Source organism: Mucilaginibacter sp. (genome assembly GCF_039935595.1).
GTDB lineage: Bacteria > Bacteroidota > Bacteroidia > Sphingobacteriales > Sphingobacteriaceae > Mucilaginibacter.
The window spans coordinates 1-17348 of sequence record NZ_JBDTJZ010000208.1 but is presented as its reverse complement, the minus strand read 5'-3'; the positions used below and the strand labels follow the sequence as shown (position 1 = coordinate 17348).

15 protein-coding genes are annotated in these 17348 nt (G+C 40.9%); 5 read left to right on the top strand and 10 right to left on the bottom strand.

Annotation, left to right across the window (positions count from 1 at the left end):
- Positions 1-370: 370 nt before the first annotated feature.
- On the bottom strand, positions 371-2374 hold the full coding sequence (locus ABI367_RS14870) for a vWA domain-containing protein (RefSeq protein WP_462229240.1): 2004 nt from the start codon (positions 2372-2374) through the stop codon (positions 371-373).
- A gap of 81 nt (positions 2375-2455) precedes the next feature.
- On the opposite strand from ABI367_RS14870, the gene ABI367_RS14865 reads away from it, so the two are divergent.
- Positions 2456-3022: an RNA polymerase sigma factor gene (locus tag ABI367_RS14865; RefSeq protein ID WP_462229238.1), complete on the top strand. Its 567-nt coding sequence runs from the start codon at positions 2456-2458 to the stop codon at positions 3020-3022.
- Positions 3012-4565 (top strand): carboxypeptidase-like regulatory domain-containing protein, encoded by a 1554-nt coding sequence (locus ABI367_RS14860; RefSeq protein WP_462229236.1) that lies wholly within the window; start codon positions 3012-3014, stop codon positions 4563-4565. The genes ABI367_RS14865 and ABI367_RS14860 overlap by 11 nt, the downstream gene beginning before the upstream one ends.
- A gap of 38 nt (positions 4566-4603) precedes the next feature.
- Here the strand turns inward: ABI367_RS14860 and ABI367_RS14855 are convergent, their stop codons facing one another.
- The 8 genes from ABI367_RS14855 to ABI367_RS14820 form a co-directional block, all read right to left on the bottom strand.
- Complete coding sequence (locus ABI367_RS14855) at positions 4604-4996, bottom strand: HIT family protein (RefSeq protein WP_462229234.1); 393 nt, start codon at positions 4994-4996, stop codon at positions 4604-4606.
- 130 nt (positions 4997-5126) lie between these two features.
- Entirely contained in the window at positions 5127-5600 is a 474-nt protein-coding gene (gene greA, locus ABI367_RS14850; protein WP_462229232.1) for a transcription elongation factor GreA, read from the bottom strand.
- Between the two features lie 273 nt (positions 5601-5873).
- Positions 5874-6809 carry a 2-hydroxyacid dehydrogenase gene (locus ABI367_RS14845; protein WP_462229230.1) on the bottom strand — a complete coding sequence of 312 codons (936 nt, stop codon included), beginning with the start codon at positions 6807-6809 and terminating at the stop codon, positions 5874-5876.
- 72 nt (positions 6810-6881) lie between these two features.
- Positions 6882-8819 carry an ATP-binding protein gene (locus tag ABI367_RS14840; protein WP_462229228.1) on the bottom strand — a complete coding sequence of 646 codons (1938 nt, stop codon included), beginning with the start codon at positions 8817-8819 and terminating at the stop codon, positions 6882-6884.
- A gap of 99 nt (positions 8820-8918) precedes the next feature.
- On the bottom strand, positions 8919-9899 hold the full coding sequence (locus ABI367_RS14835) for a PorP/SprF family type IX secretion system membrane protein (RefSeq protein ID WP_462229226.1): 981 nt from the start codon (positions 9897-9899) through the stop codon (positions 8919-8921).
- A gap of 13 nt (positions 9900-9912) precedes the next feature.
- Positions 9913-10839, bottom strand: coding sequence for a T9SS type B sorting domain-containing protein (locus ABI367_RS14830; protein ID WP_462258097.1), 927 nt, complete (start codon positions 10837-10839; stop codon positions 9913-9915).
- Positions 10840-10919: 80 nt separating this feature from the next.
- The gene (locus ABI367_RS14825; RefSeq protein WP_462229222.1) at positions 10920-11609 is read right to left on the bottom strand and encodes a hypothetical protein; all 690 of its coding nucleotides are present in this window, start codon (positions 11607-11609) and stop codon (positions 10920-10922) included.
- 33 nt (positions 11610-11642) lie between these two features.
- On the bottom strand, positions 11643-12686 hold the full coding sequence (locus tag ABI367_RS14820) for a hypothetical protein (RefSeq protein ID WP_462229220.1): 1044 nt from the start codon (positions 12684-12686) through the stop codon (positions 11643-11645).
- A 440-nt stretch (positions 12687-13126) separates the two neighbouring features.
- Here ABI367_RS14820 and ABI367_RS14815 point away from each other — a divergent pair, with 440 nt between their 5' ends.
- The 3 genes from ABI367_RS14815 (at position 13127) to ABI367_RS14805 (ending at position 16081) form a co-directional block, all read left to right on the top strand.
- On the top strand, positions 13127-14446 hold the full coding sequence (locus tag ABI367_RS14815; RefSeq protein WP_462229218.1) for an APC family permease: 1320 nt from the start codon (positions 13127-13129) through the stop codon (positions 14444-14446).
- Between the two features lie 189 nt (positions 14447-14635).
- Positions 14636-15316, top strand: a complete 681-nt coding sequence (locus ABI367_RS14810; protein WP_462229216.1) for an OmpA family protein — start codon at positions 14636-14638, stop codon at positions 15314-15316.
- 375 nt (positions 15317-15691) lie between these two features.
- Positions 15692-16081, top strand: a complete 390-nt coding sequence (locus ABI367_RS14805; RefSeq protein ID WP_462229214.1) for a hypothetical protein — start codon at positions 15692-15694, stop codon at positions 16079-16081.
- Positions 16082-16459: 378 nt separating this feature from the next.
- On the opposite strand, the gene ABI367_RS14800 is transcribed toward ABI367_RS14805, so the two are convergent.
- On the bottom strand, positions 16460-17348 hold an 889-nt coding region (locus tag ABI367_RS14800; protein ID WP_462229212.1), incomplete at its 5' end, for a pyridoxal phosphate-dependent aminotransferase.

Sequence of the window (17348 nt, the reverse complement as noted above, 5' to 3'; positions counted from 1 at the left end):
CCGGTTGCAAGCCCGCAATTTCCTGGCTAACGACAGCAAACAGATTTTGACGGTTTATAAATGCATCCCAACCCGCTTGTTTAGAAAGGAATAACTGACCGTTATTGTCAATAACGATCCCTTTTTTAGTGTTATAAATTTTCATTTTTTATTTTAGGCGTAAATTCGGGCTGAATATACCAGTTTATTTGTAAAAGATAAATTAAAATTGCTGTTATGCATGTCGGCTTAAGTATAAATAAGGTATTCGGGAAGGGTTAAAAATTAAAAAATGTCATTTCGAGCATAGCGAGAAATCTATACATAAGCAGGTGTAGACTGTGTATAGATTTCTCGCTATGCTCGAAATAACAAGAGGGTATAAATAAAACTATTTTATATCAGCAATAACATTAGTTTTCATTAAATTTTTAGTGCTTTCGGCCAGGCGGATAAACTCGGCTCGGTAGCCGTCGTCATCCTTGCCTTTCGCGCTTTTAGCTATGCTGATCAACTGGTCAAACCGGGCGTTTTGTTTAAACTGCGAGTCGCGCAGTAATAAACCATACTCAACCACGGCGGCCGCAAATTTAAAATCATCTGATGTTTTGTCGGCATCTATAGCTTTACCTGTTACGGTAACCTGTTCCATTTTGCTTACTTCTGATTGTGGATCTTTATACCTGAATTTAACCGTCATAATGTCTGATGAGTTATTTTCAGTTTTAGCTTCTACGGGCTTTTGATATTTTAACGGATCAACACTCGTGGTAAAGCTATCCTTTACTCCCACAGGAATAATTTCATATAAAGCTGTAACGGTATGGCCCACGCCCATATCGCCGCCCAGTTTGCTATCGTCATTAAAATCTTCTTTGGCTAATAACCTGTCCTCATAACCTAATAAACGGTAGGCTTGTACTTTGGCGGGGTTAAATTCTACCTGTATCTTCACATCCTTAGCTACGGTAAATAAGGTGCCGCCAAATTCAGACACCATTGATTTTGTGGCCTCGGTTATGTTATCAATATAAGCATAGTTGCCATGTCCCTTATCAGCCATGCGCTCCATTTTGCTATCTTTTAAATTACCCATACCAAAGCCCAATATGGATATGCTTACCCCACTTTTGCGCTCCCCCTCAATCAGGGACTCCATGTCATTATCGCTTGATGCGCCTACGTTAAAGTCTCCATCAGTAGCCCAAATAATGCGGTTATTCCCCTCCTTAATAAAGTTTTCGCGGGCAATTTTATAGGCCAGTGTAATGCCTGCGCCACCGGCTGTTGATCCGCCCGCGCTTAAATTATCAATAGCGTCTTTTATTTTAACTTTCTCATCGCCGGGGGTTGATGGCAATATTAAACCCGCAGCACCTGCATAAACCACTATAGCCACATGGTCAATAGGTCTTAACTGGTCAACCAACATTTTAAGCGATGATTTTACCAAAGGCAGTTTATTAGGCTCATTCATGGAGCCGGATACATCCAGCAAAAACACCAGATTTGATGCCGGCAGTTTATCCAGCTTTACATTTTTTGCTTTAAGGCCTATGCGCACCAATTGGTGCTGCGAATTCCAGGGGGCGGTAGCCAACTCTGTGTGAATGGCTACCGGTGCCCCACTGGTCGGTTCAGGCAGGTTATATTGAAAATAGTTTACCATCTCCTCAATACGTACCGCGTTTTTTGGTGGCAGTTGCCCGGCGTTGATAAAACGGCGTACATTACTGTACGATGCCGCGTCGACATCAGCAGAGAAGGTAGATAGCGGGGTGGTTGTTGGGTCCTCAAATTTATTCTCGATTATTTGGTTGTAGCTTTCATCACTAACAGGCACTGAAGCAAGGTAACGGGCATCTATTCTTTCCAATATATCCGAAGGCAAATTTTGAACAGCTTGCGCAACATTTCCTCCAACAAAATCTTTACCGTTTATTTTCGCCTTGTTTACCGATTGATTGTTGATGGTAACGTTACCTTTTGCATCAACATTGATTCCCTGCATTTTTTTCAAAAGTTCAGGTATATCTGCGTTGGTTGCAGATTTATAGTTTGATGTGCCATAACCAATCACAACCACTTCGTTTAATGCAGCATCATCATTTTTTAGTACAATATTTAACGTATCATTTTTCCCAACTTCTACAATTTGACGTTTAAAACCTATATAACTAAATGCGAGCTTAATTTTTCCTTCAGGTATCACAATCGAATAATGCCCTCTACTATCTGTAGTGGTTCCGCTACTTGTACCATCAATATAAATAGTTACACCTATCAATGGATATTTTTTTTCATCATAAACAGTTCCGCTTATGGTGCGGCTGGCCATTACCCTGAACCCTGTCAAGATAACCAGCATAAGCATAAATAATAAGGTCTTTTTCATAATCTTTAAGTTTTTTATGTATTGATGCAGCATTTATCCAATTTCCATAAGCCATAAAAAAAAATTATTTTGTTGCTCTTAATGAAGTTCATCAAAAGCACTAAACCTACAGCCGATATAGCCGACGAACAGCTATTGCAGCAATACCACCAAACCGACGACCTGGTGGTATTGGGTGCTTTGTATGAAAAATATATGCACCTGGTTTATGGCGTTTGCTTAAAATATTTAAGCGATGAGGAACTAAGCAAGGATGCTGTAATGCAGATATTTGAAGAATTAATTGTTAAGGCCCATAAATTTGAAATAAAGAACTTTAAAAGCTGGTTATATACTTTAAGTCGCAATTATTGCCTGATGCAATTGCGATCAGGCAAAAAAATGCAGTCGGTAGCTTTGGATGATTTTATGGAAATTGGCGAGGATCTGCATCTTGATAATAAGGAAAACGATTTAACCGCTTTGGAGCGTTGTAAAGAAAAGCTGCCCGATGCGCAAAAAATAAGCATACAGTTATTTTATATAGACGAGAAATGCTATAAAGAGATTGCTGATGATACCGGGTATAGCATGAACGAAGTGAAAAGCTATATCCAGAATGGAAAACGAAATTTAAAAATTTGCCTGGAGAAAACCCGTGAGCGCTAAAAAACCCGACATATCGCAAATTGACCAATACCTTAAAGGTAAACTGGATGCCCGCGCTATGCATAAACTGGAGCGGCAGGCACAAGACGATCCGTTTTTGGCTGACGCGCTGGAAGGATATGAAAAAGCGGGTACCGACCAGCATGCCAATTTGGAAGAATTAAATGAGCGGTTGGCTCAACGCACGGCACCGGCAAAGCAGCGCAACATTATACTATGGCGGTTTTTACCAATAGCGGCATCGGTATTGTTAATGCTTGGGTTGGGCTATTGGTTTTTTAAACCGGCGCCTGTTAAGCAGCAATATGCTAATGTGATAACTATAGATAAAAAACCACAATTAGCGGAATCGCCGCCAGCAAAAAAAGAAACAATAGTTAAACAAAGTGATATTGCACATACTCATAAAGCACAAAAATTTTATCCCCTACCACAAGAAGCGTTGGAGGTAATGGTTGAGGAACCTAATAAAACGGCTGGCCAACTCAGAACAACTGGGGTATATGGCCCCGAGCCAAGATTCACAGACGATACAACAGAATATATAGCAAGCAATTATAAAACCAGAGCCAATGCAAAAGTTGAGGAGGTGTTGAAAAAAATGGAGGGGATTGAGGTTGGACCGGATGGCAGTGTTACTTCTCAAGGCAAAGCCGTAACTAAAGTAAGAGTTAACGGGAAAGATTTTGCTGGGGGAGATGTAACGCAAGCTACTAGAAGCCTCCCGGCGGATATTTTAGACAAAATACAATTGATTGACGATTATGGTGACCAGGCCGCTAAAACAGGCATTAAAAATGGAGATCCGCAAAAGGTGCTTAACCTGGTGACAGATACAATTAATAAAAACAACTTAATAGCTAACTACAGCCCGGTATTAAGAGAAGTAAAAATCAACCCTGTAGTTGCCGAAAGTAAGGTGGTTGGAAAGGCCGCCGGAATTTCAACAACAAATAACAATATTAACAACCGCCAGGTTACCGGAACCGTTTTAGATGATAAGGGCAACCCGTTAATTGGCGCAACGGTAAAAGTAGACGGTGCCGGTAACGCAGTAGCAACTGATATACAAGGCAATTTTAAAATTGACCTGCCTTCAAATAAAGATCTGTTGGCGGTAAACTATGTTGGCTATAATTCGAAACAAATAAAAGTTGGTGATCAAAAGGACCTGAAGATCGCTTTAGATGAGAATCAAAGTAGTTTAAATGAAGTGGTTGTTGTTGGCTATGGCAATTCGGCAAAAAAGAGTATGACCGGAAGTTCAACATCCTGTAATGAAAATTTAAAATTTAAGAAGAAGTTTTTTGACCATATAGCCACTATTAAAAAATATACTAACGAACAATTAACAGCAGGCGAACACACCATCAAAGAAAAAACCTTTAAAAAAGCGCTGGAGTTTATAGGAAAATACACTAAAATATCTATGGATAAAATTGCACAATATCAGCTAGGCTATCCTAATATGGCCACTTTTGAAGCTGATAAAAAACTATGGTTAAACTGGTACGAAGCTAATAAATGTAGTAATTTGAAATAATTCCTAAGTCGTCCTATGCAAACACAGGATGGTACAATTTATAATTGTTCGCGAATTTTATCGGCAATAGCCTGAAACTGTTCGGAGGTAAACTTTAGTTTGGGGCGGGTAAAGTTCATATCATTAACACCGTTAATGGGTATTAAATGGATATGCGCATGCGGCACTTCTAACCCAATAACAGTTACTCCAATCCGGTTGCAGGGTATAGCCTTTTTCATGGCTACCGCTATTATTTTTGCAAATATCATTAACCCGGTATAGGTTTCATCATCCAGATCAAACAGGTTATCAACCTCTTTTTTAGGGATAACCAGTAAATGCCCTTCGGCCAGTGGCGCAATGTCTAAAAAAGCTAAAAAATCATTGCTTTCAGCTACTTTATAGGCAGGTATATCTCCCGCTACAATTTTTGAAAATATGCTTGCCATTTTTAATTAGTGATTTAGTGAATGACTGAATTAGTGATTTGTATAATTAGTAATTTAGTGAATTAATGATTGTTCCGTTTGTTAGCCGGTAGTCCCCATTCAATAATTCACTAAATCGCTAATTCACTAATTATCTACTAACTTCCAGTATCTCAAATTCAATTTTGCCGGCTGGTACGGTAATTTCGGCTATTTCGCCTACTTTTTTCCCTAATAGGCCTTTAGCAATAGGCGACGCTACCGATATTTTGCCCGCTTTCATGTCGGCCTCGCTTTCGGCTACCAGCTGGTAGGTCATGGTGGCACCGTTACCGCGGTTTTTTATTTTAACGATGGATAGCGCCAGCACCTTTGATACATCCAGTTTTGATTCGTCCAATAACCGGGCGTTTGCCAGTGTTTCCTGCATTTGCGATATCTTGGCTTCGTGCAGGCCCTGTGCTTCTTTAGCGGCATCATACTCGGCATTTTCAGATAGGTCGCCCTTATCGCGCGCCTCGGCAATAGCCTTTGATATATTAGAGCGGCCGGTGGTTTTTAATTCCTGTAACTCTTGTTTTAATTTTTCTAATCCCTCTTTGGTAAAGTATGCTACTTCTGCCATAACTCTCTATAATTAAAAATGTTATACTATTAAACTTAATATAAAAAAAAACCGCCCTTCCTGTATAAGAAGGACGCGATGACTATATAAAACAAACAAGACTATACGGGCGACAGCCTACATAGTCTTGCTTTTGTATTAAACGAAGATAAGTTATTTAAATTTTATTATCCAAATTTTTTGGTGGATAAAGATTAAGGAGTTGAAGATTAAAGAACAAAGATTGAAGATTAGTTGGATTGCAGTCGGGTTTAGTAATGTCCCAACTAATCTTTATTCTTCAATCTTTAATAAGCTAAGCTTATCAGCCATTACTTCACTTACTTTACGGTACGAGTCAAATGTCCAGCCGGCCACATGGGGGGTTAATATCACTTTGCCCGATTGGCGCAGCTCATCAAACCAAGGCTGCTGGGCCAGGGCCGGGAATTTTTCAACTTCCAGTACATCAAGCCCTGCCCCTAAAATTTTACCCGCTTTTATAGCATTTAATACCGCCTGCACACTGGCTACCTTGCCCCGCGAGGTATTGATAAAAAATATAGGCTTTTTAAAATGGTACAGGTACTCGTCATCAACAAGGCCATTGGTTTCGGCTGTTAGGGGGATGTGTAAGCTCAGTACATCGCTATGTTTTACAATTTCTTCCATGCTTACCTCACGGGCGTATTGGTCAGAAAAACCCGTTTTATATTTATCATAAGCTATAACATTAACCTCAAAGCCCGATAGTTTTTTGGCGAAACTTTTGCCCATAAATCCATAGCCTATTATGCCCACAGTTTTGCCCTTTAACTCATAGCCCCTGTTAGCTTCGCGCAGCCATTTGCCAGCCCTTATTTCGGCATCGGCAGTATTAAAATGGTTCATCAGGGCCAATAGTAAACCAATGGCCTGCTCGCCAACGGCATCCCTGTTCCCTTCAGAAGCGTTAATAAGCACTATGTTTTTTTGTTTGGCGTAAGTCTCGTCAATATTATCCATCCCTGCGCCTGCACGGCAAACAAAACGCAGGTTAATGCCTGCGTCAATTACCTGCTTATCCACATTAAATTTAGAACGGATAACCAGGCCCTCATAGTCGGCAATTATATGTAAAGCTTCGTCGGCTTTTATTGTTGGCTGATAATCGCAGCTATATCCCATAGCTTCAGCCTGTTCAATAAACACAGGGTGAATGTCGTCAGCAATAAGTATACGGTGTTTCAAAACTATAGTATTATACTGCAAACATATTGAACTATAGCCAAAAATATAACATAGCTGTATAATATTGTGTTATTATATGTGCATTTCAACAACATTACCTATTAAATAATGATGTAAAGTAGCATAAAGGTCGGCCGGTTTAAATGGTTTGTTAATGCATTCGTTCATACCAGCCTCCAAAACTTTTTCCTTCATATCAGCAACAACGGATGCAGTTAAAGCGAGTATAGGCAAATGCTGATGCATGGCTGATAATTTCCTGATAGCAATGGTAGCATCAAATCCATCCATTTCGGGCATTTGCAGGTCCATTAATATCAGGTCAAAAAAGTTATTTGATGCTTTTTCAACGGCTATTAACCCGTTTTGGGCCACGTCAAACTCCATTCCCCATTGCTGTAAAAATTTTTTGATAACCAGCACATTTATAGGATTGTCTTCCACAATCAATATTTTTTTGCCGGTCAGTTCTTTGCCTGTTGGAACATCAGTTGGTTCCAGTTCCTGCAATTTTACCGCGCTTTTTTTAAACTTTAGCTTAAAGAAGAACGAGGATCCCTGCCCAGGTACACTTGTTACATTGATTTTACTGCCAACCATTTCGAGCAGACGCTTTATTATAGCCAGCCCCAAACCAGTGCCACCGTATTTGCGGGTAGTTTCTGATGTAGCCTGCGAAAATTTTTCAAAAATATAATCGAGCTTATCTTTGGGTATCCCTATGCCCGTGTCGGTTACTTCAAAATATAGCGTTACGTTATGGGTGGTTTGTTTGACCACTTTTATACTAACATCAACCTTACCCGCCGGGGTAAATTTAATGGCGTTGGCTATTAAGTTGGTTATTATCTGGCCCAGCCTCATGGGGTCGCCTTTAATTGAGGCGGGTATTTTACTGTCAATATTTATATTTAAAATAAGATCCTTTTTATCAGCCTCCTGTTGCTGGGCTGATTTTATATTCGTGCACAATTCCCGCAAATCAAAAGCTATATTTTCCAGTTCAATTTTGCCGGCATTAATCTTATTGTAATCAAGAATGTCATTAATAAGCACCAGCAGGTTCTCTGCCGAGTATTTTAGCACATTCAGGTACTCTACCTGGTCGGCACGCGGGTTTTGCAAAAGCAAATTGGTGAACCCTATAACAGCGTTCATAGGTGTGCGTATCTCATGGCTCATAATTGATAGAAAATCCAACTTCTCAGATACAGCCTTTTGCAATTGCTCATTTTTTTGCTGCAGCGCCTCTTCGTGTAATTTACGCTGATTTATATCCTGGAAAACGCCATACAACCTTGTACATTTGCCATCAACAAATTCGGCCTGCCCAACACTGCGTGTCCATTTTTCTTTGCCTTTAGCGGTTATTATTTTAAGTTCAATATCAAAAGGTATGCCCTTGGTTATTGCGCGGTCAACGGCTCTTTTAATCTTTGCTCTATATTTACCTGTTTTAAAAAATTGGTCTGAGGAGTCCAGATTGGGAACAAAATCTTCAGGTATCTCAAAAATGCTTTTGGTTACCGGCGTCCATAAAACTTTGTTGGTTTCCAGGTTAAGCTCCCATCCGCCAACCGATGCAATTTGATTGGTTTTTGTTAAAAGATCCTTAACCTGCTGCAATTCTTTTTCCGCATCTTTAAAAGGGCTAACATCCATATAGCTGCCCCACATGGTTTCGGGTTCGTGGTGTTCCGTCCATTTAATAACTTTGCCCGTAACAAGTATATAAGTGGTGGTGCTATTTTTATTGGTTAATCCTAATTCAAGCACAAAGGGTTTAGTGCCCTTACTGGCAACATGATCCTTATATATTTGACATAAGGCATCAATATAATCAGGTTTTATCAATTGCCGCCATGTTTGCAGGTTATTATTTATATCGCCGGCGTTATAGCCTAACATGGTTTGTAAGGATGAATCAATAGTTATTTTATCCTTTTCAACCTCCCATTCCCAATACCCTGCCCTGATTTCCTTTTCGTTAATATTTACGGTGTCGGCCATGACATTTGTTTTATTAATAGTACGCATAACTTATAAGAATGTTTTAACATCATTAATAGTTAACTAATTAGTAATATGGGTAGTATGATTTATAAGATATTAAAAGTAGCACTTACGGGTTGGGTCGCCGGTTTTGCTTGCTTTTAACCTAAAGCTAACAGATATTTCGTGCGATCCATAACCGTATGCGCCCAGTTTATTTAAGGCATAATCAAAGGCATAGCCCACTCTAAAATCATCATTTACAAAAAACTCCGCCATAGCAACAAATGCGCTTGATTTGTCCATGCCTTTTGGCAGGTTAGGTTTATTATACACGTCAATAGCTGTACGGTAAGTGCCACCCAGCCACATACGTTCGTTCAGTAAAAAAAACGCGTTTATGTCCATGCTGGTTGGCGCGCCCGGGCTATCTTTAATTAAAACAGATGGCTTTAGCTTAACATCCTCCGCCAAATCAAATAATGCGCCAACGGTTACATATTCATGCGGTTTTGGGGCTGGTATAAGGGTGGCATTGATGTTTGACGTTTTAATAAACTGTGCCAGCAGGTTATCAACTGATGCACCTGCAAAAAAGGTATCATTCGTATATAAAACGCCTAAGCGCCCGTCGGGCAATAAAACACTTTGGTTGCCGGTGGGCACATAGTTGTCGCCTGCTTGTACCGGTGCAAGTTTATTACCGTTTATGCCAGTTTGTACAAAGCCAAAGCCCAAGCCAAAAGCCAGGCGTGAGTTTTCCTGCTCGCCTATTTGCAAACGGTATGCATAGTTGCCGTAAAGTGCGGTGTTACTTTGGGCACCAAGCCTGTCGTTTTGAAATAATACGCCTAAGCCCACATGCTCGTCAGCTACGGCACCGTCGCCTGCAATAGATATGGTTTGCGGCGCGCCGTTTAATCCCGTCCATTGCGAGCGGTAAAAGCTGTTTACATAAAAATCACCTTTATAGCCAGCATAGGCAGGGTTTATATACAGGCCGTTAAACACGTATTGACTAAATTGCGCGTCCTGCTGTGCCCGGGCGGTAACCACCAAAAGCGCCATACTTGCAAATAAAATTAACCTTTTAATCATCCTCATCTATCGTTTAAAAAAACACTTTAGCCCTAACCAGGGTTAAATACCCTTTATATACATCCCAGTTATTCTTATTATTTTTCACCCGTAACAGGTAGTAATAAGTTCCTTCGGGTAGTCCCTCGCCCGCCCAGTCGTTTTGATAATTCTTCTTTTGATACACGTTATTTCCCCAGCGGTTAATAATGGTTATCTCGTTTTCTGAATACGTATCCAGCCCCGGTATAAAAAAAGTGTCGTTCACATTATCGCCATTTGGCGTAAATATGTTGGGTATTACCAGTGGGTTCACTTCCTGTACGGCAGCCGCCACATTATTAGCCATAATAGGATCAACTTCTTTACCCAGTATGGATACACTACTTTCTACAATACCCGGTTTTATAGCTTTTACCGGCACCGTTAAATTAATAGGGGTATTAGGTGCCACCCTATCAAGGGTCCAGGTCAGTATACGTGTAGCCGGATTATAAGTTATATTGTTGCTGCCATTTTTTGCATTTTGCGTATCATAGACCAGGTTAGGTGGTATAGTATACGTTACATGTACCTTTGTGCCGGGTATAGGGCTGTTATTATTGGCCGTTAATACGTAGCTGTACGCATCGCCGGGTAAGGCATTTATATTTGATGAATATATGCTTACCATCAGGTCTACCACCGTATCGGGCTTGGTAACCGGCGGCGTTGTTGAATCTACCACAACCAATACCCCGTCTGATACCGATGATGCGCATCCTCCGCTGGCAAAAGCTACCACGGTATACACCCCCGCTAATGAAGCTTTATAGTCCTTTAAAAATGCGCCCGAAATAGGTATCCCATTACGGTACCACTGGTAGGCCGCGGCGTTTGCCGAGCTTCCGTGTAATACAATAGTTTGCCCCTGGCTGATGGTAAAAGTTGGGTACCCGCCTGTTGTTTGCGAGTAAGCCAAACTTGTTATTATCAACAATCCGCATACAAATAATATTTTACACAGATGCCTTCCCACATGCCGGTTTTTAGTGCTGTTTTTTAATTAGCTGTTATCATTGGCTTGGTTGGCAGCGGTGTTATAACAATATCTTTTGTGCCTGTAGCCGCGCAACTTGTATTAAGCGCATAGCTTACATTAACGCCAAAGGTTACTGTTGCCGCTGTGGTTTCGCCGGTTACGTTATACGTGCTTGCTGTTGCGCCTGCAATTGGTGTTCCGTTCCTGGTCCATTGGTAAACAATATTATAACCTGACGCAGGAGTAACATTGGCCGTTAATAAAGTGGCATTTGCAGCCTCGGCACACATAGAAGCTGTAGGCGTTGTTACGGTTACGCTTAATTGCGGAAGCACATATATTTTAAAAACATCAGATATTGGCGATGTACAACCATTGGCATTTTCGGTAACTACCTGGTAGTTATAATAACCTGCGGCGCCTGTAGTTTCGGTATAGGTTTTGCCGGTTATTGCGGTAAGCTGCTTGTTGCCGCTGGGATCAATTTTATACCAGTGGTAAACAGCATAATCGGTAGTTGGGGTTTCTGTAGGGCCGTTTAACGAAATGTTTTGTCCATAACACAATACCTTACCTACATCAGACGCGTTTGCTGGCGGGGCCGTAACAATGTCGCTGGGGCCCGAAGTTACCTGAGCATAGGTTAGGGTGGTTGTTAAAACCATTAACGCTAAAAAAATGGTGCTAAAAAGGGTGTATACTTTTTTCATGGTGCTAAAATTTATTTTTAATATTTTTAATTATTATAATGATGTTATTCCCGGTTTTTGCGGGTTTGGCTCAATGGTTACCGTTGTTGTTTTGGGTAACGATGTACAGCCGGTTATTATATTTTGTTCGGTAATGGTGTATACCCCACTTTGCACAATGGCCTGGGCGTTTACCGGCGTAATTACATTGCCGCCGGAATCTTTAAAAACATAGGTGTAGGTAGTAGGGTCATAACCAACAATAGATGTGGTTAGGTCATACACGCCGCATGTTGTAGAGGTGGCTGTTAATGCCAGCACGGGTATGGGGTTTAATGTTACATGAATATTTTGGCGGTATACGGGGGCAAAAGCAATATCGTCAATGGCAAAGTCATTGCCATTGGATACAATGTTTTGATTTATCAGCGCTATTGGCAAGCTGCCGCTGGTGGCACCCGAGTTCCAGGTGGTAGTAAAAAATTGCCAGGTTCCAACCACCGCGGAAGGGATAATGGTACTGCCTAACGGGCTATTGTTAATAGAGAATTGCAGTTGGGCCGGGTTAGTTGCATTAGCCGAGGTTACCCATACCGAAAACACATAATCAGTATTTGCGATGACGGTAATATTTTGTTTCCACACCACTACATTGGCGGTTGCGGAGCCGTTTACAATAAGCATACTCCCGCTGTTGGTGCCGCTGGTATGATCAAAAAAGGAACCAAAACTGCTATGCGTATTACGCGGATTGCTGTTTACAGCATAGGCACCTTCGGCGCTAAGCACACCACAGCATCCGGTTGAGCCACCATCACCTACGGCGCGGTACGTGTATTGACTGGTAAAGCCGGTATTGCCTGATGAAAAATTGCCATTGGTTACAACACTTGCACCCGTAACCTGCCACCAGTAATCGCCGGAGGCATTAACGGTAAGTGACGACCCGGTTGAGCCGTCGTTCCATATCAGGCCTGAATATCCCGAAGGGATGCCTGTAGCTGTTAAGACGGTACTGGTACCGCAAGCGCTAACATTTATTGTTGCGGGGCTTTGCGCAAAACAGCGTACCCCAAAACAAAATAGAAGCCCTGCCAAAAGCAGGGAGTTTTTATTTTTTTTTAAGATATGAGTAAACAAACGCACCATGTTAATTATCAGTCAACTCCTTTTACGAATAGGGTTGAAAAAGGTTGGGCGCTATTGCTTAAAAAACCAATAAATTTCTTCCGGATAAACTTAGTGCTTGGTGTACTCAGTACACATCGCGTTTTTTTATAAAATTTCTCAAAAGTTAAAAAAATGAAAAATCAAAAGAGTTGGAATAAAAACCCAACGATTAATAAAAATTTTATTGTATAAATTTAAATGTCGGTAAACCAATGATTAAATTGATTTTCTATTTGTTTATTTTTTTTAATTAAACAAATCGATTGAAAAAAATATTACCAGGCAATTTGCAGCGATACAGCTGGTTAAAAAGTAAAATATTAACATCCATTAAAAAAATTAAAGCATAAATAATACTTTTATGGGCCATGCCATCAGCCGCCTATTTAAAAAAGATACGCCCTATACAGCTAATAGCTATTGTTTTCTTCACCGTATCAGGCGGGCCATACGGGTTGGAGCAGTTATTGGTTTATGCCGGCCATCATGGGGCCCTAATGTTAATACTTATTACGCCGCTTTTGTGGGATGTGCCCGCTATGCTCACCGTTTTAGAACTTAATAGTATAATGCCTGTTACCGGTGGGTATTACCGCTGGGTAAAGTTTGCATTAGGTACCAAATGGGGGTTTTACGAGGGTTGGTGGACCTGGCTATACACTTTTGTTGACCTTGCCATATACCCGGTTCTATTTGTGCAATATGCCTCCTTTTTTTATCCCGAGCTTATCGCCTATAAAATACCAATCTGTTTAACTATTATTTGGTTGTCGGCGGGATTAAATGTGCTGGGTATTGTTCCGGTAGGGCGCGTATCGTTGTTTTTAGGAGGTGCTGTACTTGCGCCTTTTATTATTTTATTTGCTATCGCGTTGTATCATCATGGCGGAGGCCTGTATATCCCTTCACCTTCGTTAAAAGGTGTTTCATTTCCGTCGTTTGGTATGGCGCTATATACCATAATGTGGAACTGCCTGGGTTGGGATAATACTACTACGTATGTAGAAGAGGTTGAAAACCCGGTTCGTTCCTATCTTATATCGGTATTTACCGCTTTCGCGTTGGTATTGGTTATTTATTTGCTGGTAATTTGGGTGTCAATACTATCAGGTATTAGCGCAACTGCATTGGCCCAAAATGGTTTTCCGGCGGTAGGTGCCGTATTTGGAGGGTATTGGCTGGGGGCTTTAATTGCGGCAGGAGGTATGGCCAGTACTTTGGGTATTTATGCTGCAGTGCTCCTGTCGGTATCGCGCGTACCGCAAGCAATGGCCGAAGACGGCTTATTACCCGGCCGTATTAATATATTACATTCCCGTTTTCAAACCCCTTATGTATCCATATTGATCTGTTCGGCAATAGTTAGTTTAATGATATTGTGGACGTTTGCCGACCTTATTGTAATTGATGTTATAGTTTATGGGGCAGGTTTATCGTTGGAGTATTTATCACTTATTAGCCTGCGTATTAAGCTGCCTGATATAAGCCGTCCGTTTAAGATTCCCTTAAATATTGCCGGTATATGCCTAATGCTATTGTTGCCGGTATCTGTTTATTTTATAGCATTGGGTGGTGCATTTTCTTCGTCGGCCGGAATGGTTAAGCCGGCCGTGTTTGCCTTGGCAGCCTTACTAAGCGCCGAGCTAATGTGGCGTTTGCTCAATTTAAAACGAATTATAAAGCAATAAATATTGTACTAAATACAAGGCATGTTAAACTGGATATTATTAAATATGGTTGATATTGCTTTCTATTTTCTTTAAAAACTTCTATTTATGGTAAATAATAGGTGGAATAAGTAATGTCGCCTATATTTTAATATTTACCGGGCTTTGGCATTTGATTTGCAAATACCTTTGCAAAACATACACAATATTATGAAAACTTTTAAACTTAAAATTGCTACATACAGTTTAGCTTTAGCCACAGCGGGTGTTTTAAGCACCGGATGCAACTCATTTACCAAAACACAAAAGGGAGCCGCTATTGGTGCCGGTGCCGGGGGCACAATAGGCGCATTGATAGGTAAAAGCGCAGGTAATACTGCACTTGGCGCTATAATAGGCGGCGCGGTTGGCGGTACAGCAGGTGCGTTTATTGGTCGCAGCATGGATAAGCAAGCCGCCGAAATTAAACAAACAGTGCCGGGGGCAACCGTTGTGCGCCAGGGCGAAGGTATTTTGGTGAAATTTGACTCGGGTATTTTGTTTGATACAGATAGGTCCGACTTGAAAGCCGCAGCACGTACCAACCTGGAAGGATTGGCTACATCATTACAAAACAATCCGCAAACCAATATTTTAATAGTGGGCCATACTGATAATACCGGTACAGCCAGCCATAATATGGATCTTTCTGTCAGACGTGCCGAGGCGGTAAAATCATTTATTGTATCAAACAACGTAGCGCCGTCACGTTTAAGCACTGAAGGTAAAGGCGAAACAGAACCCATAGCTGATAATACTACTGCTGATGGCCGTTCGCAAAACCGCCGCGTTGAAATTGCCATTGTAGCTAATGATCAACTTAAAAATCAGGCAAAACAAAGCGCACAATAATTTTGATTTGATTATATACAATTTAACCCTTGCCTTTGGCAGGGGTTTTTTGTTAAATAACAATTTATTGGGGCAACCTGCTTGCTTCCATAAAAAACAGACTCACCTTCAAAAAGCTGTACCTTACTGGAGGAATACAGGCAACATTAAATATTTCGTTATCTACATTAAAACTTTATATGGTGATACACAATTTGGGGGGGCAGGTGTATTTAAGGATAAATCCTACATTTAATGCCATCTAACGAGAGAAGAAATTTTATACATGCTAATAGGTTGGTTGCATAACATTTACCCCAATACCTCCCCCTAAATTACATTAGATATCAACTTTTATGTAAAATGCCTATATTGTATAAAATAAACCAAACAATTATGAAAAAAACCACCTTAATTACATTTATGCTAGCGCTGGGAGTAAGCGTTTACGCACAAAGGCCAATGCGGCCGCACCCCGCTAAATTGCCACCAAAGTTAGAAGCCGACCTGAAGCTGACACCCGAGCAACAAACTAAGGTAGCAGACATTTTAAAAAGCCGGAACTTTGAAATGGACAGCCTGGCGAAAAAGGTCACCTTTCGCAATGGCAAATTTATAGGCGATAAAATGAAAAGCGAAATGTCCGAGGTTAACGGTAAGCTTTACGCTATATTAAACATTGACCAAAAATTGATTTACGCTCAATATATAATGGACAGGCAAGCCCAAATGGGAAAAGGTAGAGGGCCAGGGCCGAGAAAATCTCCTCCACCAGCAAATCAGTGAGTATAATTTCCTGTAAATAATTAAAATGTGTTGTCGTTTCAAACGAGGTACAATTAGAAATCTATAAAAAGATAAACAATAAGTTGTACAGGATTACTTAATTTTTTTCGAAATGACATTACAAACAGACTTACCTTTAGATTAGCTTCAACAAAGATAAACTAAAGGTAAGTCTAATTACATTGTTCATTTATTCTTAAGAAATTTAGCACCCAAATAACCGACGAATTATGGTTTACGCCTTATTTTATTAAATAATTGAATATCAAACAATTAACAAAAATTTTTCCGAATTGTGTAAACCTATGTAAACCATTTTACCAAAAAAACCTCCGGATTTCAGGAGGGTGAAGGGACTGTTCGATTCGCTTTGTTTGCTTAAACCAATTTGGCCAATGCCGCTTTAACCCGCGGCATAGCCTGCTCAATATCCTGTAACGAGCACGCACCTACCGACGCACGGAACCAGTTTACATCATCGCCGGTACCAAAGGCCGCAAAAGGCACAAAAGCTATTTTGGCTTCCTTGATCAGGTAAAAATTAATATCCGCGGCATTTTTTAACACCATACCATCGGGTGTGGTTTTGCCGGTATAGTCAATTTTTATAGTAAGGTAAATGGCCCCCATAGGTGCAATAGCCTCAACAGCAAAACCCTGGGCCGCCATCTCACTAAAGCCTTTATACAAGGCATCTAAACTGGCTTGAATACGTGATTTTAAAGTATTCAGATAAGAAGTTACCGCCGCGTCATCCACAATATATTTAGCCATAGCCACCTGCTCTGCCTTTGGCGACCATGCACCCATGTGGCCCACAATGGCCTTCATATTATTAATTACCTCCGCAGGGCCAAAGCCCCAGCCCACACGCACACCTGTAGCCGCAAAGCACTTCGACGCGCCGTCGATAAATATCACGTAATCTTTTAATTCGGGGCGCAGGGTAACCGGGTCGTAGTGTTGGTTATCGCCAAAAATTAACTGCGAATATATCTGGTCGTATAAAAAATACAAGGGTTTTTCATCGGCACTACGGGTTTTGTTCTCAGCAATAACCAGGTCGCAAATTTCTTCCAGGTCCTTTTTGCCAAACATGGTGCCCGTCGGGTTCAATGGCGAGCATAAAGCTAACAGGGCCGCGCCTTTTATATGCGGGCGCAACTCGTCTGCCGTAGGCATAAAATTATTTTCGGCACGGGTTTGTACCATAATGCCTTCGGCCTTTAGCAAATCGCAATAATGGTTATTATTCCATGATGGCGCC